The following is a 22,064-nucleotide window of genomic DNA, read 5'->3' as shown; positions in this document are numbered from 1 at the left end:
TTTCGTCGGGGCAAGGGACACTCGGAACAGCGCAAGGCGCCTCCAAGCAGGTTGTCTCCTGGAAAGAGACCACTATCCAGAATAGCCCGGAAAGCTGGGAGCCAGCTTATAGGGACGTTCAGCCCATGGAGTCCAAGAGGGCATCCACCCGCTCATCTTCGCTCCGGAAGGGATCCTTGCAGAGGATGGTCTGGTGTGCGCGGTCGTTGAGCTTCAGGTGGACCCAGTCGACGGTGTAGTCACGGCCGAGCTCTTGTGCCCGACGGACAAAATCCCCGCGCAACTTTGCACGGGTGGTCTGCGGTGGTGCATCCACGGCGTCCTTGACGTCGGTCTCCGTGACCAGCCTGCGCGCAGCTCCCCTGGACTGGAGCAGGAAGAACAGACCCCGCTGCCTTGAGATGTCATGGTAGGTCAGGTCCAATTGCGCGATCCGCGGCGAATCCAGGCTGAGTCCATGCCGCCGCATATAGCTGTCCATGAGCTTCTTCTTGATGGCCCAGTCGACCTCGGTGTCGATGGTGCTGGTGTCACCGGACTCGATGGCGTCCAGCGTTCGCTTCCACAAGTCAAGGATGAGCGGAACATGCTGATTGTGGGCGCCGTTGGCCGCCACGAACTCCGTGACTTTGGTCAGGTACTCGCGCTGGATATCAAGGGCCGTGAGTTGCCTGCCGTTGGCGAGCCGGACGAGCGCCCGGCCTGTGAGGTCATGGGAGATCTCGCGGATGCTGCGGATGGGGTTTTCCATGCGCATGTCCCGCATGATGACACCGGACTCGATCATGCGGAGGATCAGGTCGACGGTGCCGACCTTGAGCAGAGCCGAGGTTTCGGACATGTTTGAGTCCCCCACGATCACGTGAAGGCGGCGGTAGAACTCGGCATCCGCATGGGGCTCGTCGCGCGTGTTGATGATGGGACGTGATCGGGTGGTTGCCGATGACACGCCTTCCCAGATGTGGTCGGCGCGTTGGGAGAAGGCAAAGGTGGCTCCGTGCGGAGTCTTCAGGACCTTGCCCGCCCCTGCGATCAACTGACGGGTGACCAGGAACGGAATCAGGATCTCCGCCAGGCGGGAGAATTCCCCGCGGCGCGGAATCAGGTAGTTCTCATGGCTGCCGTAGGAGTTGCCGGCCGAATCCGTATTGTTCTTGAAGAGATAGACGGTTCCGTTGAATCCCTCTGCGGCGAGCCTTGTCTGCGCTTCGTCCACGAGGTCGTCGAGAATGAGCTCGCCCGCCCGGTCGTGCGCGATGAGCTGGGCAAGGTCATCGCACTCGGCTGTGGCATATTCCGGGTGCGAGCCTACGTCCAGGTAAAGCCGCGAGCCGTTCGTCAGGAAGACGTTCGAAGACCTTCCCCAGCTGACGACCTTCCTGAAGAGGTACCGGGCCACTTCCTCAGGCGCCAGCGGGCGTGAATCCGGGCTGGAATAGGAAATCCCGAACTCTGTTTCGATGCCGAATATTCGTTTGTCCATCTCAGGCCTCCTCGTTGAGCAACCGGGTCATGTCCTCGGGCAGCAGGCGTCGGAACGCCCTGCGTGATCCGCGGTGGCTCTCCGACGCGCGGTAGAGGACTGCCGCCTCGACAGCGGTGGCCGGAAGGGCTTCCACTTCCTTGTCGACCGCCAGCGCGCGCAGGGCCAGACGCATGGCGCCGGCCAAACTGAGCTCGGACTCCCAAGCCCCGCGGACGACGTCGGAAATTTGATCTGCCAGGCCGCCCATGACCACGAAACCGTTCTCATCGGCGATGGAACCGTCGAAGGTCAGCCGGTAGAGGTGGTCCTGCTCCTGTGCCGCAGCGACCTCCGCTACCGCCAATTCCACCTCGAAAGGCTTTTGTTCTGCAGTGAACACAGCTCCCAGGCTTTGTGCGTACACGCTGGCCAGCCCGCGGGCCGTGACGTCTTCGCGGTCGTACGAGTAACCGCGGACGTCGGCATAGCGGACCCCGGCTTGCCGCAGGCTCTCGAACTCGTTGTACTTGCCCACCGCTGCGAAGGCAATTTTGTCGTAGATCTCCCCGATCTTATGCAGGGATGGTGACGGGTTCTCCGCGATCAGGGCGATGCCGTCGGCGCAGCTGATGACCACTACGGATCGGCCACGGGCGATGCCCTTCCGGGCGAAGTCCGCGCGGTCCTTCATCAGTTGTTCCGGAGAAACATAGAACTGCTGCGTCATGTCAGGCCTCCCGTCCGGCGATGGCGCGCGATTCAACGATTGCTCCGGCGATTGCTGCGAGGTCGCGCTCCGGGACCCTTCGGTTACCGGCTCTGTTCACGGTATAGACCACCGGCCAAAGTTGGCGGACAGGGTCCGGACCGCCGGTCGCGGAATCGTCGTCCGCGGCGTCGTACAGGGCTTCGACTGCAACAGCGACCGCGTCTTCCTCGGAAAGGTTGGGCTTCCACAGCTTCTTCAGGGCGCCCCTGGCAAACACCGATCCTGAGCCTACTGAGTGGTGTTCCTGTTCTTCATAGCGGCCGCCCGTGACGTCGTAGGAGAACAGCCGGCCAATACCGCTGACGTGGTCGAATCCGGCGAACAGCGGGATAACGGCCATCCCCTGCATCGCCATCGGGAGATTTCCGCGGATCATGGCCCCCAGGCGGTTGGCCTTGCCCACCAGGCTCAGGAGCGTTCCCTCTATTTTTTCGTAATGCTCCAGCTCCACTTGGAACAGCCTGGTGATGTCGATGGCCAGGCCGGCCGTGCCGGCGATGCCCAGCACCGAATATTCATCGGCCGGAAAAACTTTCTCGATGTGCCGGCTGGCGATGACATTGCCCATCGTGGCGCGGCGATCGCCCGCCATCAGCACGCCGCCCGCATACGTCAGTGCGACGATCGTGGTGGCGTGCGGCGATGACGGCACGGTGCCGGCGGGAAGCGCCTGGCTGAAGGGAAGGAGTTCAGGACGAGAGCGTTGGAGATGCTCGGTAAATGAAGACGTTGCCTGGGTGGCCAGGGGGCCGTTTGATGGGTCCTGCATTGCTGCACTCCTTCGACTCTGCGTTCCGGTGCCCGGCGGCCTCACGCCGTCCGGGTTGTGAATCCTTGTACGGGCCGGTTACTGGCCGCCCTTTTGGACGAAAGCCCTGACGAATTCTTCGGCATTGGATTCCAGCACGCCGTCGATTTCGTCGAGGAGATCATCCACGCCCTGTGTTGCCTCGGATGCCTGGGCTTCGGGCGCTGCAGGCGGAGCCTCCGGGACGTCCACTTCTGCTTCGGTTTCCCGTGACTGTGGTTGTTGCTGTTCCTGAGCTGCCATTTTCTTTCTCCCTACTGTCAGTCCCCTGAAATTGGGGACTTCCTACTGCCATATTGCCACGCTGCGGGCCGCTTCGTACGGCTTTGGACAAGTACGAATGTTGCTGTGCCGGACACGTTCTCAGGCCCTTGCCGCCGGCGGATTCTGGCCCAGCAATTCGGCCAGGAACGCACCGGCATCCTGGTGGCGGTCGAACAATGCGCCGGTCAGGGCCTGCGTCCCCCGCAAGGGCTCGCGGGTTGGTACCCGCTGGAGCTTTCCCAGCCCTGGAACGTCGAAAATGACCGAGTCCCAGCTGGCGCCGACAACGTCCCGGCCGAACCTCGAAACGCACCGGCCGCGGAAATATGCGCGGGTGTCCGACGGCGGCTCCGTCACCGCCCGGGCGATGTCGGCGTCGTCCACCACGCGCGTCATGCGGTTGTTGGAGAGCAGCCGGTAGTACAGCCCTTTCTCGGGCCGGATATCGGACCACTGCAGGTCCACCAGGCCAAGCCTGGCGTCGTCCCAGCCCAGTCCGTCCCTGTTCCGGTACCCTTCTAGGATCGATTTCTTGGCCACCCACTCCACGGAAGACGCCGCAGATCCGACATCGGATCCCAGAGCAGTCAACGTGGATTCCCAGCGCAGGAGGACGTCGTGGGTGTGGCCGTCTCCGGTCACCGAATCAGCCACACCGGTTTCCTGGGCAAGTTTTGCCGCGGCCTCGTAGTACATCCATTGAAGGTCCAGGGCCGTCACCCTGCGTCCATCCAGCAGCCGGACTGTAGCAGCAAGCGTTGTGTCATGGCTGACGGCCTGAAGCGCCTGGACCGGCTCGTGGACCTCGATTTTGGGCGCCTGACCGGCTTCGATGAGGCTCAGGACCATGGCTGTGGTCCCGAACTTGAGGTAGTTGGAGGCCTGGCTGAGGTTCGCGTCCCCGATGATGACGTGCAAGCGGCGATACTTGTCCGCCGTGGCGTGCGGTTCGTCCCGGGTGTTGATGATGGGACGGCGGATCGTGGTCTCCAGCCCCACCTCCGCTTCGAAGAAATCGGCCCGTTGGCTGATCTGGTAACCGGGGGTGGAACTGTCCTGCCCCAAGCCAACGCGACCAGCACCGCAGGTCACCTGCCGGGACACGAAGAACGGCGTCAGGCCCCGGATGATGTCACCGAATGGAACCGAACGTGGCATGAGGTAGTTCTCGTGTGAGCCATAGGAGACCGACTTGTTGTCGGTGTTGTTCTTGTAGAGGTTTATGGCAGGCAGGCTGGTATCAGCAGCAACCTTCCGGACTGTGGCAAGCGCTACGACGTCGCCGGCTGCATCCCAGGTCACGGCATCCCTGGGGTTGGTGACCTCCGGGCTGGAATACTCCGGGTGCGCATGATCCACGTAGAGACGCGCACCGTTGCCCAGGACCATGTTCATCAGCAGTGAACCGGATTCATCCGCGCCATCCAGCTCCAGTTCCTGCCGGCCGTACGCCAAGGCGACGGCTTCGGCGTCGAGAACCGGTGGCTGGTCGGTGAGCTGGCTGGGGTCGGCAGCCGCGCGGTCCACGGTCCAGCCCCGGGCGTCGTGCAGCGGCTCTTCGTCGGTGTAGTCCCAACGCGTCTCCGCTCCTCCTGCCGCCCGTTGCCGGGTCACAGTGGCGTAGGCCTGGATGATCCTGGCGGACATCATGGTGGCGTTCGCGCCGGGTGCCGACGGCGCGTGGATACCGTATTCCGTTTCCGAGCCCATGACACGCATTGCACCGCCTGCAGGCAAGCTTCCGGCCTGTGTACCTTCGGGTCTTGCTGTCACAGGTACTGGCCCGTGTTGGCTGTGGTTTCGATGGACTTGCCCGGTTCCTGACCGGCCTTGCCCTGGACGATGGTACGGATGTAAGTGATCCGTTCACCCTTCTTGCCCGAAATCCGTGCCCAGTCATCCGGGTTCGTGGTGTTCGGCATGTCCTCGTGCTCGCGGAACTCATCCACCACCGCGCGCAGCAGGTGCTCGATCCGAAGACCCTTCTGGTTGTTGGTCAGAAGGTCCTTAATGGCGTACTTCTTGGCTCTGTCCACCACGTTCTGGACGACGGCGCCCGAATTGAAGTCCTTGAAGTAGAGCATCTCGGTGTCACCGTTGGCGTACGTGACCTCGAGGTATTCATTGGACTTCTCGGTGGAATACATGGCTTCCACGGTGCGCTGGACCATGGCATCCACTGTGGCCTGGACGTCTCCCCCGTACTCGGCGAGGTCCTGGGCATGGAACGGCAGGTCCGTGGTGATGTACTTGCCGAAAATGTCCGCCGCTGCTTCGGCATCAGGCCGCTGGATCTTTACTTTTACGTCCAGCCGTCCCGGACGGAGGATGGCGGGATCGATCATGTCCTCGCGGTTGGAGGCACCAATGACGATCACGTTGTCCAAACGCTCCACGCCGTCGATTTCGCTGAGCAGCTGCGGCACGATGGTGGTTTCGACGTCGGATGAGACCCCGGTGCCGCGGGTGCGGAAGAGGGAGTCCATCTCATCGAAGAAAACTACGACGGGGCTGCCGTCCGAGGCCTTTTCGCGGGCCCGCGCAAAAATCAGGCGGATGTGGCGCTCAGTCTCGCCCACGTACTTGTCCAGGAGCTCGGGGCCCTTGATGTTCAGGAAGTAGCTCTTGAGGTCGGTGTTGCCGGCGCGTTCTGCCGCGCGGGCCGCAAGGGAGTTTGCCACCGCTTTGGCGATGAGGGTCTTGCCGCAACCCGGAGGGCCATAGAGCAGGATTCCCTTGGGGGCCTTCAGGCCATGTTCGCGGTAAAGGTCCGGATGCAGGAACGGCAGTTCGACGGCGTCGCGTATCTGTTCGATCTGGGGACCAAGTCCGCCGATGTCCTGGTAGGTGATGTCCGGGACTTCCTCCAGGACCAGGTTCTCCACTTCGGCGCGCGGGACCTTCTCCAAGGCGTAACCCGTCCGCGAGTCCAGTGACAAGGCGTCGCCGACCTTCAAGTGAAGTTCCTGGAGGGCACCGGAGAGCCGGACCACCCGTTCTTCGTCGGCGCGGCCGACCACCAAGGCGCGGTCCTTGCCCAGCATTTCCTTCAGGGTGACCAGCTCGCCGGCCCGCTCGTATCCGAGCCCTGCCACGATAAGGAGCGCCTCATTGAGCAGGACTTCCTGGCCGACAGCCAGCTGGTTGAGGTTCACCAGCGGGCTGACGCCCACCCGCATCTTTCGGCCCGCATTGAAGATGTCCACTGACTCTTCGGTGGCCGCCTGCCCGGAGTTACCGGGGGCCGGCTGCTTCCGGGGGTTGATCTGGAGCACCGTGCCGAAGCTGTAGGGCGGCTGTCCTTCTTGCTCCAGTGCCCCTTTGAGACGAAGTATTTCGGCCTTGGCAGTTTCCAGCATGCTGACAAGCTTGCTGTTGTTCTGCGTGGCGGCAGCCAGCTGGCGGTCAATGTGGCGGAGTTTGTCCCGAAGGATGTTGATCTGCCGTTCGGCAACAGTCAGGTCCGTCGAAGGTTCCTGCGGTTGAACCGGGGCGGGACCCCGGTCCGCCCTCTCCTCTGCCGCTGTGTTTGCATCCTCCGGCGTCGGCCGTCCAAGGTCGTTGTTTGGCGTATCCACGATTCATCAGCCCCTTCCTGCGCTTAACAAGACCTTAGTCCCGAAAAGCGCAGGGTGCTGGGTGACATCCGGAATACGGACCCTATTGTGACCTTTTCAGTTTGTGACCGTGGGGTCGTCCTGGACGTTGGTGCCGGCGATGGCGTCACGGGCGGCCCGGCGGAGCTTTTTGTCCGATACGGAGCGTTCCCCGACTGCGCCGGGGGTCCAGGCGTTGAGGTCCTCTTCGCTGAATTCGGTCTTGGAAGGACGACGCTTCACGGAAATCCCGGTTACGCCATCAGCCAGCCGGCGGGTGACCAGCAGGAAGCCGGTGTGGGCCACCATGCGGTGGTCGGGACGGACGGCCAGGCCTTCGAGGTGCCAGCCGCGGACCATGGACTCCCAGGCGTCAGGCTCGGTAAAGCGTCCATCAGCGCGGATGGCCTCAGCTGTGCGGGACAACTGGGTGACAGTGGCTACGTAGTTGATCCAGACGCCGCCAGGGGCCAGGACCGTTGCCACCGCGTCCAAGCACTCCCACGGGGCAAGCATGTCCAGGACGACCCGGTCCACGGACCCGGGTGCTTCGGCCTTGACGACTTCCTCCTGGAAATCACCGAGGGAAATCTGCCACGCGGGGTGGGGGCCGCCGAAGATTGTCTCGACGTTGCCCCTGGCGATGTCCGCGAATTCTTCGCGGCGTTCGAAGGAGTGCAGGTAGCCACCATCGCCAACTGCACGGAGCAGGGAAATGGACAGCGCGCCGGATCCAACGCCTGCTTCCACAACCCGTGCGCCGGGGAATATATCGGCCATGGTGACAATCTGGCCGGCGTCTTTGGGGTAGACAACTGCGGCCCCACGCGGCATGGACAAGACGAAGTCGGACAACAGCGGGCGCAGAGTCTGGTACTGCTGGCCGACGTTGTTGCTGACCACGGAACCGTCCACTTTGCCGATGATTTCATCGTGGTTCAGGAAACCGCGGTGGGTGTGGAACGCCCCGCCGACTTCCAGGGTGATGGTGTTCATGCGGCCGCGTTCGTCAGTGAGCTGGACCCGCTCGCCCACACGGAACGGCCCGCGACGCCGCGCAGCGCCCGTCGGCTGCGGGGCGGAGCCTGTGGCTGCCTCGTCAGGGCCTGCGCTGGCCTCGGGGGCGGCGGTTTCGCTGCTCATGTGGTTTTCCTCGCTCTTGTACGGCTGGGCCGCGACGTGTTGCTGGCTGGTGGCGCCAGGCAGAATGGGTTCTTTGCTTTGACGACCGGCATGTAACTCTACCGGGCGCATGGTCAGGGGCGACCGCTCCTGCGGGCTTCCTTACCTGTTATGGCTGTCACTACGGCCTCCTGGCGGAGAAGGCCGGTGACGATTCCGTTATGGTCCACCACAGCGTATTCGCCGCCCTCCAGGCGAGCCAAGTACTGGATCAGTTCCTGCCCCTTTGACCATTCCGGGACGTAAGCCCCTGCTGCCAGGGCGTGGGCAACCGCGGTGACGGGCGTCGTCGTCGTGGCTTCCGGCGGGACGCTGGCGGTGGCACCGCTGTCCACCACTCCTTGCGGCCTGCCATCGGGGCCGCAGATCACGACGGCGGGACTCCCCGCGGGTGCGATGGCCAGGACATCAGCCACGGTAGCCGTGTTCGGCACGCCGACAGCGGGCTCTGCCAGACCGGCGGCACTGACCAGATACAGCCTGCTGCGCAGCTTCGCGTGATGGATGGAGCTCGAAGCGCTCATCCACAGGAAACCGCAGACGAGGACAGTAATAACCGTGTACATCAGGTTGGGGAGCTGCCCTTGCAGGAAGGGCACAACGATGAACCAGATGACCAGGGCAACCACGATGATCCGGCCCGACCAGCCGGCTGCAATGGTTCCCTTGTCCTGGCTGCCGGTGGCTTTCCATACAGCGGATTCCACCAGCCGGCCGCCGTCCAGCGGCATACCGGGCAGGACGTTGAAGATACCGATCACCAGGTTTGCCAGTCGCAGGATGTCCGCGAGCATGGCGGGTACGCCGGTCAGGGTGTCCGTTGACAGAATCGCCCACATCACTCCGGCGATGACGAAGTTTGAAGCCGGTCCCGCCAGGGCAACGGTGACGGAGCGGCCCGGGGAAGCCGTGAAGTTCTCGAACTGCGTGTGCCCGCCCCAGAGATTGAGGACGATTTTCTCGCTGGGCCACCCGAACGCCCGGGCGCTCAGCGCGTGTGCCAGTTCGTGGATCAGCACCGACACAGCAAGCAGCAAGGCGATGGCCAGCCCAACCAGGTATCCCCAGTTGCCAATGCCCGGGAACAAGTCAATGACAACCGGGCCGTAGAAGACAACCGTGATGGCGGCGATAACGAACCACGAATATGCCAGGTACACAGGAACGCCGGCGATCCTGCCCAGTGGGATGCCTTCCCTCTTTGTCACAACATGGTGCGGAGTGGTGGGACTGCTCACCTAGTTGGCCCCTTCAACGAGGTTGACTGACGGGAAGCGGTCGAAAACCAGCTGCTCGACGTCCGAGGTGGTCCGGCCCGCGAGAGTGGGCCACGTGATCATGCGGGGGTCCTCCGGCAGGGGTACCTGATGCGGAATTCCCACCGTTACGACGCCTGAAGCGATGGCGGCAGTAGCGCCGGGTACGGAATCTTCCAAGGCCACGCAATGGTGGATGGTCAGGGAGGGGTCGTCCAGCCTAAGGCGTTCGACCGCCGTCAGGTAGGCCTCCGGGTGTGGCTTTCCGTTGGTGACGGTGTCGCCTGTGACCATGAACTCGAAGTAGGGCTTGGGTAGGCTCTCCACCACCACGCCGGCGAGGGGGCCTTCCGACATGGTCACCAGCGCGCAACGGATGCCCGCGGTGTGAAGCTCATCCAGCAGTTCACGCGCGCCTGGCCGCCACGGGACTTCCCGGCGAACCTCGGCGATGACTTGCGCGCTGAGGGTGTCCACGATTTCACGGGCCTCAAGCCCGACACCGGCCGCCTGCAGAACGGCAGCCGAATGAAGCAGGGACTGTCCCACAAGCTGCATGGCCTGCTGGTGCGACCAAGTGCCGCCATACGACTCCACCAAGGCTCGTTCGGCAGCGATCCAATAGGGTTCGGTATCCACGAGTGTGCCATCCATATCCCAGAGCACGGCTTTGAGGAGGGGCTGGCTGGGTAACGAATGCATGGTTTCCAGTCTACGTGGAACCTGGTGGTCGACAGTCCTGGCGTTGTGCTGTGGGCGAATATGGGACACGCGTTGACACGAAATGCCATGCATCCATCAGGGTCTTCGACGTAGGGTGAGTGGATGAACAGTGTGGACGGGACCCCCGAAGGGCAGGACATCACCGCGGAGCCCGAGCGTTTCCTGAAGGAACCCGCGGAAGGCCAGCGTGTCACCGTAATGATCGCTGCATTTGAGGGCTGGAACGACGCCGGTGAAGCTGCCAGCGATGCCCTGCACTACCTGAACAAACTATGGGACGGCAAGAAGGTTGCCACCGTGGACGCCGAGGAATATTACGATTTCCAGTTCACCAGGCCCACCGTGCGGCGCACTTCTTCAGGTGCCCGCAAAGTTAAATGGCCATCGACCCGGATCTATAAGGCAGCCGTTCCCGGCAGCAACGTGGACGTCGTTTTTGTCCTCGGAACTGAACCTTCCTACCGGTGGCGCGCCTACACAACCGAACTTTTGGTGCACGCTGAAGCACTGAAGGTGGACGCCGTCATCCTGGTGGGCGCGTTGCTTGCCGACGTTCCGCACAGCCGGCCCATTCCGGTCAGCACCACCACCGAAGACAACTCCTTGCGGGAACGCCTCAACCTGGAAGCATCACAGTACGAGGGCCCCGTAGGCATCGTGGGAGTCCTTGCCGAATTCGCCTTGCTGGCGGGCCTGCCGACGGTATCCCTGTGGGCGGCAGTCCCGCACTACGTTGCGCAGCCGCCCTCCCCAAAAGCCCAGCTTGCTATCCTGCACCGGATCGAGGATCTGCTCCAGGTACCACTGGACAGCCATGCACTCGCCGAGGAGTCTGAGGCATGGGAACGCGGGGTGGATGAACTTGCAACGGAAGACCCTGAAATTGCCGCGTATGTGCGCCAGTTGGAGGAAGCGAAGGACACAGCAGACCTTCCGGAAGCCTCCGGTGAGTCCATTGCCCGGGAATTCGAGCGTTACCTTAAGCGACGCGGTAAAGAGCGCCCGTAAGGACCCCGTACCGCAAAAGGAACGGCCCCGACACTCGTCGGGGCCGTTCTTTTTGCCGGGGTTAGGGACTTAGAGTTCCACCCCGAGTAAAGCGTCGATGGCGTCGGAAGCCAGTGCCGCGTCCTGGGCGGACGCTTCCGCCCCGTTGCTTACGGCGTCCTTGGCCCACTGGTCGACGGCGGCCAGCGCGCCGGGGGCGTTGAGGTCGTTGGCCAGTTCATCCCGCATGGCGGAAACGAGGTTGCCCGCCGAACCGGCCGTGGCCTGTTCCAGGGCTGCCCGCCAGAGTGCGAGCCTGTCCTTGGCTGCAGCAAAACCCTCACTGGTCCAGGACCAGTCCGAGCGGTAGTGGTTGGCAAGGATTGCCAGGCGGATGGCGGCAGGTTCTTCACCGGCTGCGCGGAGTTTGGAAACGAGCACCAGGTTTCCCTTTGATTTGCTCATCTTTTCGCCGTCCAGACCCACCATGCCGGCGTGGCAGTAGTGGCGGGCCAGCGGAACGCCGGAGAGTGAATAGGCGTGGCCGGCTCCCATTTCGTGGTGGGGGAAAATCAGGTCCGATCCCCCACCCTGCACTGTGAATGGCGCAGGGAGGTACTTCTGCGCGATCACGGTACATTCGATGTGCCATCCGGGCCTGCCGGCTCCGAGACCTGCTCCCGGCCAGCTGGGCTCACCGTCACGGGCGACCCGCCACAGCAGGGGGTCCAGCGCGTTTCGCTTGCCTGGCCGGGTGGGGTCTCCCCCGCGCTCGGCGAACAACGTGAGCATTTCGGTTTCGCCCAGGCCGGAGACCTCGCCCAGCTTCCAGGCGTCAGTGGCGCTGGAGCGCTTTCCGGCGGTTTCGACGTCGTAGTAGACGTCGCCGTCGGGCTCGCCGTCGCTGCCCTGGACGCGATAGGCGACACCGTCGGCGATGAGTTTCTCGATGGCGGGCACGATGTCGGGGATGGCCTCGACGGCACCGATGTAGTGATTTGGTGCGAGAACGTTCAGGGCATCCATGTCGGTTTGGAACAGGTCGATCTGGCTTTGTGCCAGATCACGCCAGTCAACGCCCGTAGCGGTGGCCCGCTCCAGGAGGGGGTCGTCGACGTCCGTAACGTTTTGGACGTAGGAGACCCGGACGCCCGCGTCGCGCCACGCCCGGTTCAGCAGATCGAACGAGACATAGCTTGCAGCATGGCCCATGTGCGTTGCGTCGTAGGGCGTGATGCCACAGACGTACATGGATTGTTCCGCCTGCCGCTCCACCTCCACGACACGGCCGACGGCGGTGTCGTACAGCCGGATGGGCGGCATGCTGCCGGGCAGCTCAGGTACAGGGCGGGAGATCCACGATTTCACGACTCAACCTTAGTGCTAGGCACTGATCACACCGAAACCGAGCAAGACATACAAGGCCAGCCCGAGAAGGATGCGGTACCAAACGAAGAGCCGGTAACTCCGCGTGGACACGAATTTCAGGAACCAGCCAATGATGACGTAACCCACAACGAAGGCAATGACGGTGGCCAGGGCCGTTTCGGGCAGGCCGTAAGGTCCAGCCAAACCTTCATTCGAGACCGTCTTGTACAGCTGGTAGAGCCCACTGCCGAACACGGCCGGTATGGCGAGCAGGAAGGAATAGCGTGCTGCTGCTTCACGGGTATAGCCCATGAGCAGGCCGGCGGTGATCGTGCCGCCGGAGCGGGAGACGCCCGGGATCAGGGCCATGGCCTGCGCGAAGCCATAGAGAATGCCGTGCTTGTAGCTCAATTGCGTCAGGTCGCGCTCCTGCCGCCCCACGGCGTCGGCGACGGCCAGAATCATGCCGAAGACAATCAGCATGGTGGCCACAATCCACATGCTGCGGAGCACAGACTCGATCTGGTCCTGGAACAACAATCCAAGAACGATGATGGGCAGGCTGCCAAGAATGACCAGCCAACCCATGCGGGCATCGGGGTCGTTTCTTTCCACCTTGCCCGTCAGCGAGCCAAACCAGGCCCGCACAATACGGACGATGTCGCGCCAGAAATAGACGATCACGGCGGTCTCGGTTCCCAACTGCGTAATGGCAGTAAATGCCGCCCCGGGATCGGCTGCATTCGGAAGGAATGAGCCGACGATCCGCAGATGCGCGCTCGAGGAAATCGGGAGGAATTCGGTGAGGCCCTGCACAAGGCCCAGCAAGGCTGCTTCTATCCAGTTCACGTGAATAGACCCTACGTCATGAAGACTGGTAACTGCCCGTAAGCTAGCAGCTATGCAGCAGCGTTATGTCGGGAACAGTGGGTTCCGCGTGTCCTCCTTGTCCCTCGGAACCATGTCATGGGCCCAGGAGACCGATGAGCAAGACGCTGCCGAATTGCTCCACGCATTCGTTGCCGCCGGAGGGACGGTTGTGGATACGGCAGCTTCCTACGCGCAGGGCCAGGCCGAGGCAATGCTGGGTTCCATGCTCGGCGATGTTGTAGCCCGTTCCGAGGTGGTGATCTCCACGAAGGCCGGCGTGTCGTCATCAGAAACACGCCGCAGCATCAACGCTTCCCGGGGCGCGTTGCTTTCTGCCCTGGATGCGAGCCTGGCGAGGCTCGGAACGGACTATATCGACATCTGGTTCGCCCAGGAATGGGACCCGAACGTGCCCCTGGAAGAGACCCTCTCCGCCCTGGAATTGGCCCAGCGGAGCGGGCGGGCGCGCTACGTGGGCATTTCCAACTACAACGGCTGGCAGACGGCCAAGGCAGCGGCCGTGGCCGGATTCACGCTGGTGGCCAACCAGTCCGAATACTCACTGGTCAACCGCAAAGCCGAAGAAGAACTGATCCCTGCCGTGGAGGACGCAGGCCTTGGCTTGATGGCCTGGGCCCCGCTGGGACGTGGTGTGCTCAGCGGAAAGTACCGCGGACAGATTCCCGCTGATTCCCGCGCAGCGCAGGGCAGGCTTGCCGGTTACGTTGAGCCTTATCTGGAACCCCGGGAGTCCCGGGTCGTGGAAGCGGTGGCAATGGCCGCACGTGGTCTGGGCCGGTCACCGCTGGATGTCTCATTGAGCTGGCTGCTTTCCCGGCCGGGGGTTTCCTCCGCGGTCGTGGGACCCAGGAACGCTGTCCAGCTCAAGGAATTGCTGGACGCGCAATTGTCCGTGCTCCCAACGGAGATTGCCAGGGCCCTGGAGGACGTTTCTGCAGCCTAGCGCTGTCAGCGCCGGTCCAGGATGTCCAACAGGTAGCTGCCGTAGCCGCTTTTGGCCAGTTTCGCGGCTTGCCGGCGCAGTTCGTCGTCGGTCAGGTATCCCATCCGCCACGCCACCTCTTCCGGGGCCCCGATTTTCAAGCCCTGCCTGTTCTCGGTGGTCCGGACGTAATTGGATGCATCGTTGAGGTCGCTGAAGGTTCCCGTGTCCAGCCAAGCTGTACCCCTCGGGAACTTCTGCACATGCAACCGTCCAAGTTCCATGTACTTGCGGTTGATGTCAGTGATTTCCAGCTCCCCGCGCGGAGACGGTTGAAGGTCTTTTGCCATGGCAACCACATTGTTGTCATAAAAGTAAAGGCCGGGAACCGCGTAGTTGCTTTTGGGAACGGCAGGCTTCTCTTCAATGGAAACAGCCAGGCCGTCGTCGTCGAATTCCACCACGCCGTAAGCGGACGGGTCCTTGACCCAATAGCCGAAAATTGCACCGCCGTCGACATCGGCATAATGCCGGAGCTGGTTGCCCATGCCGGGGCCATTGAAGATATTGTCGCCGAGGATGAGCGCCACTTTGCCGCTGCCGATGTGTTCCTCGCCCAGGATGAACGCCTGGGCGAGGCCATCGGGAGTGGGCTGACGGGCGTAACTCAGATTTACGCCGAATTGCGAGCCATCCCCCAGGAGATTTTCGAATTGATGGCCGTCGGCAGGCGTAGTGATGATCAGGATGTCCCGGATTCCCGCCAGCATCAGGGTGCACAGCGGGTAGTAAATCATCGGTTTATCAAAAACCGGAACCAATTGTTTACTGATGGCGAGCGTAATCGGATGAAGCCGGGATCCTGTGCCACCGGCAAGAATAATTCCGCGCATCTAGCTGTCCTCTCCCGCTGCACATCACCGTCCATGACGGTTACGCTATGGCCATGCAGAGAATCCTTGTCACCGGCGGGGCCGGATTCATCGGATGCAATTTTGTTCACTTCATCATGGAGCACACCGGCCTCCATGTCACGGTCCTGGACAAATTGACCTACGCCGGCAACATGGAATCCCTGTCGGGGCTGCCGTCCGGCCGTTTCGATTTTCAAAAAGGCGATATCTGCGATGCCGGCGTTGTGGACGCGCTGACATCCTCGGTGGACGCCGTCGTCCACTTCGCTGCAGAATCGCACAACGACAACTCCCTGGCGGATCCACGTCCGTTCATGGATACCAACCTGGCGGGAACCTTTACTCTCATCGAGGCTGCCCGCCGGCATGGAACACGCTTCCATCACATCTCCACGGATGAAGTGTATGGAGACCTGGCCTTGGACGAACGCCGCAAGTTCACTGAAGACTCCGTTTACCGCCCGACGAGCCCCTACTCGGCCACCAAGGCAGGCTCGGATATGTTGGTGCGGGCATGGGTGCGTTCGTTCGGCCTGAAGGCGACCATCAGCAATTGCTCCAACAATTACGGTCCCTACCAGCATGTTGAGAAGTTCATTCCGCGGCAGATCACCAATATCCTGGACGGCGTGCGCCCGCGGTTGTACGGGCAAGGATTAAACGTCCGGGACTGGATCCATGTGGAAGACCATTCCTCCGCGGTTTTGACCATCCTTGAACGTGGCCGGGTGGGTGAAACCTACCTGGTCGGGGCAGATGGCGAGCGATCGAACCGCGAGGTAGTGGAAATGCTCCTCGCCCTCGATGGACAACAACCTGACGCCTACGACCTCGTCAAGGACCGGCCCGGGCACGATCTGCGTTACGCCATCGACTCCACCAAGCTGCGCAGGGAGCTCGGCTGGACGCCCCGGTTCTCCGACTTTGCCTCCGGCCTGGCAGAGACCGTGCAGTGGTACAGAAGCAACGAAGACTGGTGGCGTCCTCAGAAAGCGGTCACGGAGTCAAAATATGCAGGTCAAGGGCACTAGGCCGTGGACCCGCGGGAACTGGCTTCCACTCCGACTCCGATCCCGGGGTTGGTGCTTTTCGAACTCCCTGTCCATACCGACGGCCGCGGTTGGTTCAAGGAGAACTGGCACCGCAGGAAAATGCTGGCTGCCGGACTGCCGGACTTCGGGCCCGTGCAGAACAACATATCCTTCAACGCCGTACGCGGCACTACGCGGGGCATCCATGCCGAGCCGTGGGATAAGTTCGTCTCCTTGGCCTCCGGTCGTATTTTCGGGGCCTGGGTGGACCTCCGGAAAGGACCGACTTTCGGTGTCCTGTTCACGGCGGAGTTGACGCCTGGCCAAGCCGTGTTCGTGCCCCGTGGCGTGGGCAACGCCTTCCAGACACTGGAGGCCGACACCGCCTACACCTATCTCGTGAACGACCATTGGAGCCCTGAGGCCCAGCAGAACTACACCTTCCTGAATCTTGCCGACGAACAGGTCGCTGTTCCCTGGCCGATACCCCTCAGCGAGGCCATCCTTTCGGACCAGGACAAGAACCACCCAAGTCTGGCCGGCGTCAGTCCGATGGAGAAGCGGCGCACGCTCGTGCTGGGGGCCTGCGGCCAATTGGGCACCGCGCTCCGGCAAGCATTCGACGGCGACACCACCGTGGACTTCGCCGGCCGCCGGGACTTTGACATCACCAGCGAGGATTCCTACCGGTCAGTGAACTGGCGCGATTACTCCACGATCATCAACGCCGCGGCATTTACCGCGGTTGACGCTGCCGAAAGCCCTGAAGGCCGTGCAGCTGCCTGGACAATCAACGCAGCCGCCGTATCCCGGTTGGCGGCCACCGCCGTCGACCATTCTCTAACCCTGGTCCATGTATCCAGCGATTACGTCTTTGACGGGACCGTCAAGCCTCACCGGGAGGACGAACCCTTCTCACCTTTGGGTGTGTACGGACAGAGCAAGGCCGCCGGTGACATCGCCGCGGGTACCGTGCCGCGGCACTACATCGTCAGGACCAGTTGGGTGGTCGGCGACGGAAAGAACTTTGTTCGGACCATGGCCGGCCTTGCTGCAAAAGGTGCATCACCGGGAGTGGTCGATGACCAGCTTGGCCGCTTGAGCTTTGCCGAGGACCTCGCCGCAGGGATCCGGCACCTGCTCGACTCCCGGGCCCCGCATGGAACCTACAACCTCAGCAACAGCGGCGGCAATCAGAGCTGGGCAGATGTTGCTGCGGACGTCTACCGGCTGTGCGGAGCGGACCCGCGCCTGGTGCGCCCGATCAGTACAGCCGAGTACAACAAACCGGAGATGGCACCGCGGCCGGCCAACAGCGTCCTGGACCTCGGCAAAATTTCGGCAGTGGGCTTCGCTCCCCCGGACGCCTCACAGCGGCTGGCCGATTATCTCCAACACATGACTGGACAAAGGCCCTCCTGAACGCGGCCCGCACCAGGAGCAATTGACGACGGCGGGTTACGGATTCGCGAAGCTGGTGCCATCCTTTGAGGTACTCATCATTGGGTTGCGGAAGAAGATGACGCTATGCGGGTTCGCTACTTCACCACGATGGCCTTGACGTTTGGCCTGCTGTTCTGGGCGAGCACGATACCTGGCACCGTACCCAGGACAGCTGCCCTTCCGCAGCCGGACCCCACGGCAGCCCCCGTGGAAGCAGCGGACGCGTTCCACGAGCTGCCCAGGATTCCGTGGGAAGGCGGACCGGCGTACTGGCGACAGTTTGCCAAGGCAACCGCAGCCGGCTGGAGCGATCCGTCCTTCTTTCCCATCGCGATCTGGTACGGGTCCCCTGGAAGCGATGCGCAACTGGCCTACGACAAATCGCTGGGCATCAACACTTACGTCCAAGGGAACCCGGACGCATCCAGTGCAGCCATCTCCGCGCACGGCATGTTCACCCTTTTCGCGACCAAGGACGCACCGGCCGGCTGGGACCGGCAGGTGGGGAGCGTCCTGGACGACGAAGTGGACGGCAGGTATGACCCCGTAGCCGGGCTCGCCCACATGAAGCAGTTGGCAGCCCAGCATGATCCCGCAGCCACGGGCAGGTTCACCTACGCGAACTGGACCTCGGGGATCATCACCTATGACGTGCCCATGCAGTTGTCGATGGACTATTTCAGCACTGCGAACGTGAACTCCGTGGACCAGTACTTCTACGCCGTCCCCCAGTGCGATTGGGGCGACGGGACGCTCAGGTGGCGGACGCCCAAGGAACAGAATCCCATCGCCCCAGTGAACTGCCGCACGGCCTCGAGCTACGGCAAAATCATGCAGCTCCAGCAGGAAATCAATGCCGCGCGGGGCGTACAGGCACCACTCTGGGCTCTGCCCACTGTGATCAGCACCGGCGGTTCCACAGGCGGTTACAAGCAGTTGGGCCCCGAGCAAGTCCAAGCCCAGGTGTGGGCGTCGATCATCCATGAGGCCCGGGGCATCGTGTGGTTCAGCCAGTCCCCGGACCAGCAAAACGTCAACGATTGCATCAGCGGCGACGCTTTCCAGGACGCCCGGATACACAGCGCTGCCTGCTTGAAGGACCAAGTGGCTGCAGCGGCGGTCGTGAATCACGCCATCACTTCATTGGCGCCTGTCATCAACACCCAGTCCTACGTTTGGGATTTTGGCGAGGGGACCGACACGATGCTCAAAGCCAAGGACGGAAGTGCCTATATTTTCGCGATGACGGACGACGGGCTCACCGGAAGCAGGACCTTCACTCTCCCGGGCGGGATCACCGGGTCCGCCGTGGAGGTGTTGGGCGAGAACCGGTCGATTCACATTCAGGGCGGGAAATTCACGGATGCTTTCCCGAACGAATACACGCACCATGTCTACCGCATCGCGCTTTAAGGCGCGTACTGTCCCGGCAAAGGCCGCCCAGGGCTCTGGCGGACACCGGAAAATCGTCCTAAAGTAGCTCTACGGCAGCCTCTGGCAGGAGGCCGGGAGACAACTCAAGTGAACATGTCGATGTGGCGGCGTTTGTCCGCCATCCACGATCCTGGCAGTGCAGCAGCCACGGATCGTGGGCCACATGGTTATGCCTTGAGCTTGACCCGAGCCTGGAGCCAAGAATGCTGCTACCCAAAGTCCTGCCTACCCGAAATGCCCTCCACGGTGCAGTCCGCCACCGCCCCCTGACCAGCGGGCTCAGTGGCCGCAGCCTCCTGCTCCAGAGGCCGATGGATGACGGCGGGACGCCCGCCGCCACGTCCCCGGAGCGCTGGGTCAATCTGGGCGGCGTCCCCGTAAAGCTCATGGAGTTCGACCCGGCAATTCAGGAGATCCTGGGCAGGGCCGGCGCTACCGGCGCACCGCCCCTGGGAGTGTGCTCAGCCAATTTGGACCACATACGTCATTTCGGCTCCGGGAGCCGGTGGGAGGAGACCCTGGAACGGTCCCGGTCCCTGGAGTGGTTGACGCTTATCGACGGCGCCCCGCTGGCTACTGAGGCCCGGCGCCTCACCGCACGGACATGGCCGAGGCTGGCGGGCAGCGATCTCGTGGACCCTTTGTTGGATGAGGCAGAACGAAGGGGCCTCAGTATCGGGTTCCTTGGCGGGTCGGTTCAGACCCAGGAACGGATACGGGCCAAATTCGAGGTGGAACGGCCAAAGCTTGCGGTCACTGGATGGTGGGCACCGCCACGGAGCACTCTTGGGGATGACCACGCTTCCCGGGAGCTGGCAGCAATGATCGCGTTGACAGCCCCTGACATCCTGATCGTCGGCTTGGGAAAACCCCGGCAGGAACTTTGGATATCAGAGTACGGAGCCCTGACCGGAGCCAAGGTACTGCTGGCTTTCGGAGCGGTGGTGGACTTTCTGGCAGGCCACATCCGGCGGGCCCCTTCATGGGTGAGTTCCAACAGCCTTGAGTGGGCTTGGCGGCTTGCGTTGGAACCACGCCGTCTTGCCCGGCGGTACCTCGTGGAAGGCCCGGAAGCCTATGTGCGGTTGCGCAGGGACAGTGGCTTATCCCTGCCGTCCAACAGGTCCTTGCCTTCCAGGGATGTCCCGGAGCGTGCGCCCAGCCGCGCTCCGGGGTCTTTCCTCCCTGCCAGGGCTGCAGCCGATGTCGCCGTCGTCGTCGTCACTTACAACAACGAGGACGATATCGGGCCCTTGGTCCGGGGCCTGCGGAAGGAGGCCTTGGGCCAGTCGATCAAGGTGGTGGTGGCCGACAACTCCCCCAACGACCACACGCTTGAGGCGCTGGCACAATTTCCCGACGTCATTGCCATAAAAACCGGAGGGAACCTCGGATACGCCGGGGGCATCAACGCCGCACTTTCAGAAGCCGGAGAAGCGGCCACCTACCTCATCCTCAATCCCGATCTCCGTATCGAGGAGGGTGCCATCAGTGCAATGCGCAGACGCATGGTACGGTCCGGCGCCGGGATGGTGGTGCCTGTCCTGCTGGACGACGACGGGAGCGTCTACCCTTCGCTGCGCCGTGAGCCGGGAATCCTGCGAGCGCTGGGTGACGCCGCGCTGGGCAGCCATGTGAGGAAACGCCCTGGGTGGTTGTCCGAGATGGACTTTGATGAAGAGAGCTATTTGCACGGGCATCGGGTTGAGTGGGCAACGGGTGCCGCGCTTTTGCTGGATGCCGGTGCGGCTAAGGCCGTGGGAGCCTGGGATGAACGGTTTTTCCTGTATTCGGAAGAGACGGACTACTGCCACCGTATGCGGGAGGCGGGGTATTCCATCTGGTTTGAGCCTTCCGCGCGGATGTGGCATCAACGCGGTGGGTCCGGGGCTTCGCCTCAGTTGACTGCCTTGATGTCTGTGAACAGGGTCCGTTATGCGGAGAAGTATCTTGGGCCGGGTCGGGTCATGGCGTTTCGCGGTGCCGTTCTCGCCGCTGAGGTGGCCCGGTTGGGAAAGCCGGGTCATCTGGAAGCTGCCTGGGCAGTGGCCAGCCGACGGCGGTGGGATCGCCTGCCGCATGCCGTACGCAATGTTGGCGGGGTCCTCTGATGGTGGGGGCGTTCCCCTCGGGCGCTGTGATTATCCCCGCCCATAATGAGGCTGCCGTCATCGGGCGTACCCTTGGGTCGCTGCGGGAGGTCATTGGGTGGGGCACGGTGGATGTTGTGGTGGCCTGCAACGGCTGTAGCGATGGGACGGAGGCGATCGCGTCCCAGTGGCAGGGGGTTTCGGTACTTCAGGTGCCGGAGGCGTCAAAGACGGCAGCGCTCAATGCCGGCGACCAATGCACCCGGTTGTGGCCCCGCCTCTATCTGGACGCGGACATTGAGGTCAGCGCCACGGCCCTTGCTGAGGTATTTGCAGCGTTGCAGGATGGGACCTTACTGGCTGCCCGGCCGGCCTTCCGATACGACACACAGGGCGCTTCTGCGCCTGTCCGGGCTTACTACCGTGCCCGCAGCAGGATCCCGGGCAATGCGCAGGGTCTGTGGGGTGCTGGTGCCTATGCCCTGAGCCACTCAGGGCATCTCCGTATGGGGGTCTTTCCTGCGCTCACGGGTGATGACTATTTCGTGGACAGGCTCTTTGATGAGCAGGAGAAGGCGGTTCTTGCTACGGAGCCGGTGGTCGTCCGGACGCCCAGGACCTCTGGCGCCTTGTTGGCTGTCCTGCGGCGAACGTATCGGGGAAATGCCGAGCAGGATGTAGTGGCTGGTGGGGCGTCCTTGTCACGGACCGTGCGGCAGTTGCTTGCCTCGGTGCGTGGGCCGCGGACGGCTTTCGATGCGGCCGTCTATGCGGTGTTCGCGGTGGCGGGTCGTCGTCGTGCCGGGGTCTCCGGCATCTCTGCTCCTGTGTGGGAGCGGGATGAGAGCCGCCGATAGACGGTTGCCCTGCCTTGATCCTGTCTCAGCTGTCCCCGGTCCCAGCTGTCCCCGGTCCCAGCTG

Annotated in this window: 19 protein-coding genes; 7 read left to right on the top strand and 12 right to left on the bottom strand. The window is 62.8% G+C overall.

Features of this window, described 5'->3' with window-relative positions; translation table 11 throughout:
- Positions 1–118: 118 nt before the first annotated feature.
- The 9 genes from pafA to PV760_RS05545 form a co-directional block, all read right to left on the bottom strand.
- Complete coding sequence (pafA, locus tag PV760_RS05585; protein WP_018777649.1) at positions 119–1,483, bottom strand: Pup--protein ligase; 1,365 nt, start codon at positions 1,481–1,483, stop codon at positions 119–121.
- Position 1,484: 1 nt separating this feature from the next.
- Positions 1,485–2,192 (bottom strand): proteasome subunit alpha, encoded by a 708-nt coding sequence (gene prcA / locus PV760_RS05580; RefSeq protein ID WP_039241301.1) that lies wholly within the window; start codon positions 2,190–2,192, stop codon positions 1,485–1,487.
- 1 nt (position 2,193) lies between these two features.
- A complete protein-coding gene (gene prcB / locus PV760_RS05575; protein WP_018777647.1) occupies positions 2,194–3,003 on the bottom strand; it encodes a proteasome subunit beta in 810 nt (269 codons plus the stop codon).
- A 78-nt stretch (positions 3,004–3,081) separates the two neighbouring features.
- Complete coding sequence (locus PV760_RS05570; RefSeq protein WP_018777646.1) at positions 3,082–3,285, bottom strand: ubiquitin-like protein Pup; 204 nt, start codon at positions 3,283–3,285, stop codon at positions 3,082–3,084.
- A 120-nt stretch (positions 3,286–3,405) separates the two neighbouring features.
- Positions 3,406–5,025: a depupylase/deamidase Dop gene (dop, locus tag PV760_RS05565; protein ID WP_018777645.1), complete on the bottom strand. Its 1,620-nt coding sequence runs from the start codon at positions 5,023–5,025 to the stop codon at positions 3,406–3,408.
- A gap of 50 nt (positions 5,026–5,075) precedes the next feature.
- On the bottom strand, positions 5,076–6,884 hold the full coding sequence (gene arc, locus PV760_RS05560) for a proteasome ATPase (protein WP_018777644.1): 1,809 nt from the start codon (positions 6,882–6,884) through the stop codon (positions 5,076–5,078).
- 96 nt (positions 6,885–6,980) lie between these two features.
- Positions 6,981–8,045 (bottom strand): tRNA (adenine-N1)-methyltransferase, encoded by a 1,065-nt coding sequence (locus PV760_RS05555; RefSeq protein ID WP_026267150.1) that lies wholly within the window; start codon positions 8,043–8,045, stop codon positions 6,981–6,983.
- 113 nt (positions 8,046–8,158) lie between these two features.
- Positions 8,159–9,322: a site-2 protease family protein gene (locus PV760_RS05550; protein WP_018777642.1), complete on the bottom strand. Its 1,164-nt coding sequence runs from the start codon at positions 9,320–9,322 to the stop codon at positions 8,159–8,161.
- Positions 9,323–10,135 carry an HAD family hydrolase gene (locus tag PV760_RS05545; protein ID WP_079581426.1) on the bottom strand — a complete coding sequence of 271 codons (813 nt, stop codon included), beginning with the start codon at positions 10,133–10,135 and terminating at the stop codon, positions 9,323–9,325.
- Positions 10,136–10,165: 30 nt separating this feature from the next.
- Between PV760_RS05545 and PV760_RS05540 the strand changes: the two genes are divergently transcribed.
- A complete protein-coding gene (locus tag PV760_RS05540) occupies positions 10,166–11,071 on the top strand; it encodes a PAC2 family protein (RefSeq protein WP_354627330.1) in 906 nt (301 codons plus the stop codon).
- Between the two features lie 69 nt (positions 11,072–11,140).
- Here PV760_RS05540 and mshC read toward each other — a convergent pair whose 3' ends face one another.
- Both mshC and PV760_RS05530 read right to left on the bottom strand, forming a co-directional pair.
- On the bottom strand, positions 11,141–12,418 hold the full coding sequence (gene mshC, locus PV760_RS05535; protein ID WP_354627329.1) for a cysteine--1-D-myo-inosityl 2-amino-2-deoxy-alpha-D-glucopyranoside ligase: 1,278 nt from the start codon (positions 12,416–12,418) through the stop codon (positions 11,141–11,143).
- 15 nt (positions 12,419–12,433) lie between these two features.
- Positions 12,434–13,267, bottom strand: a complete 834-nt coding sequence (locus tag PV760_RS05530) for an undecaprenyl-diphosphate phosphatase (RefSeq protein ID WP_039241297.1) — start codon at positions 13,265–13,267, stop codon at positions 12,434–12,436.
- A gap of 52 nt (positions 13,268–13,319) precedes the next feature.
- Between PV760_RS05530 and PV760_RS05525 the strand changes: the two genes are divergently transcribed.
- On the top strand, positions 13,320–14,252 hold the full coding sequence (locus PV760_RS05525) for an aldo/keto reductase (protein ID WP_018777637.1): 933 nt from the start codon (positions 13,320–13,322) through the stop codon (positions 14,250–14,252).
- 5 nt (positions 14,253–14,257) lie between these two features.
- On the opposite strand, the gene rfbA is transcribed toward PV760_RS05525, so the two are convergent.
- Complete coding sequence (gene rfbA / locus PV760_RS05520) at positions 14,258–15,124, bottom strand: glucose-1-phosphate thymidylyltransferase RfbA (RefSeq protein WP_026267147.1); 867 nt, start codon at positions 15,122–15,124, stop codon at positions 14,258–14,260.
- 47 nt (positions 15,125–15,171) lie between these two features.
- On the opposite strand from rfbA, the gene rfbB reads away from it, so the two are divergent.
- The 5 genes from rfbB (at position 15,172) to PV760_RS05495 (ending at position 22,000) form a co-directional block, all read left to right on the top strand.
- Positions 15,172–16,176 (top strand): dTDP-glucose 4,6-dehydratase, encoded by a 1,005-nt coding sequence (gene rfbB / locus PV760_RS05515; protein ID WP_179128358.1) that lies wholly within the window; start codon positions 15,172–15,174, stop codon positions 16,174–16,176.
- Between the two features lie 3 nt (positions 16,177–16,179).
- The gene (locus PV760_RS05510) at positions 16,180–17,598 is read left to right on the top strand and encodes a sugar nucleotide-binding protein (protein WP_354627328.1); all 1,419 of its coding nucleotides are present in this window, start codon (positions 16,180–16,182) and stop codon (positions 17,596–17,598) included.
- A gap of 105 nt (positions 17,599–17,703) precedes the next feature.
- A complete protein-coding gene (locus tag PV760_RS05505; protein WP_354627327.1) occupies positions 17,704–19,032 on the top strand; it encodes a hypothetical protein in 1,329 nt (442 codons plus the stop codon).
- 224 nt (positions 19,033–19,256) lie between these two features.
- Complete coding sequence (locus PV760_RS05500; protein ID WP_354627326.1) at positions 19,257–21,164, top strand: WecB/TagA/CpsF family glycosyltransferase; 1,908 nt, start codon at positions 19,257–19,259, stop codon at positions 21,162–21,164.
- Positions 21,164–22,000, top strand: a complete 837-nt coding sequence (locus PV760_RS05495; protein WP_354627325.1) for a glycosyltransferase — start codon at positions 21,164–21,166, stop codon at positions 21,998–22,000. Before PV760_RS05500 ends, PV760_RS05495 begins: the two co-directional genes overlap by 1 nt.
- Positions 22,001–22,064 lie beyond the last annotated feature (64 nt).

Origin of the sequence: Paenarthrobacter sp. CC6 (assembly GCF_040560085.1) — a bacterium.
GTDB classification, from domain to species: domain Bacteria; phylum Actinomycetota; class Actinomycetes; order Actinomycetales; family Micrococcaceae; genus Arthrobacter; species Arthrobacter nicotinovorans.
Note: the sequence above shows the minus strand (reverse complement) of the source record. Positions and strands in the feature narration are given on the sequence as shown.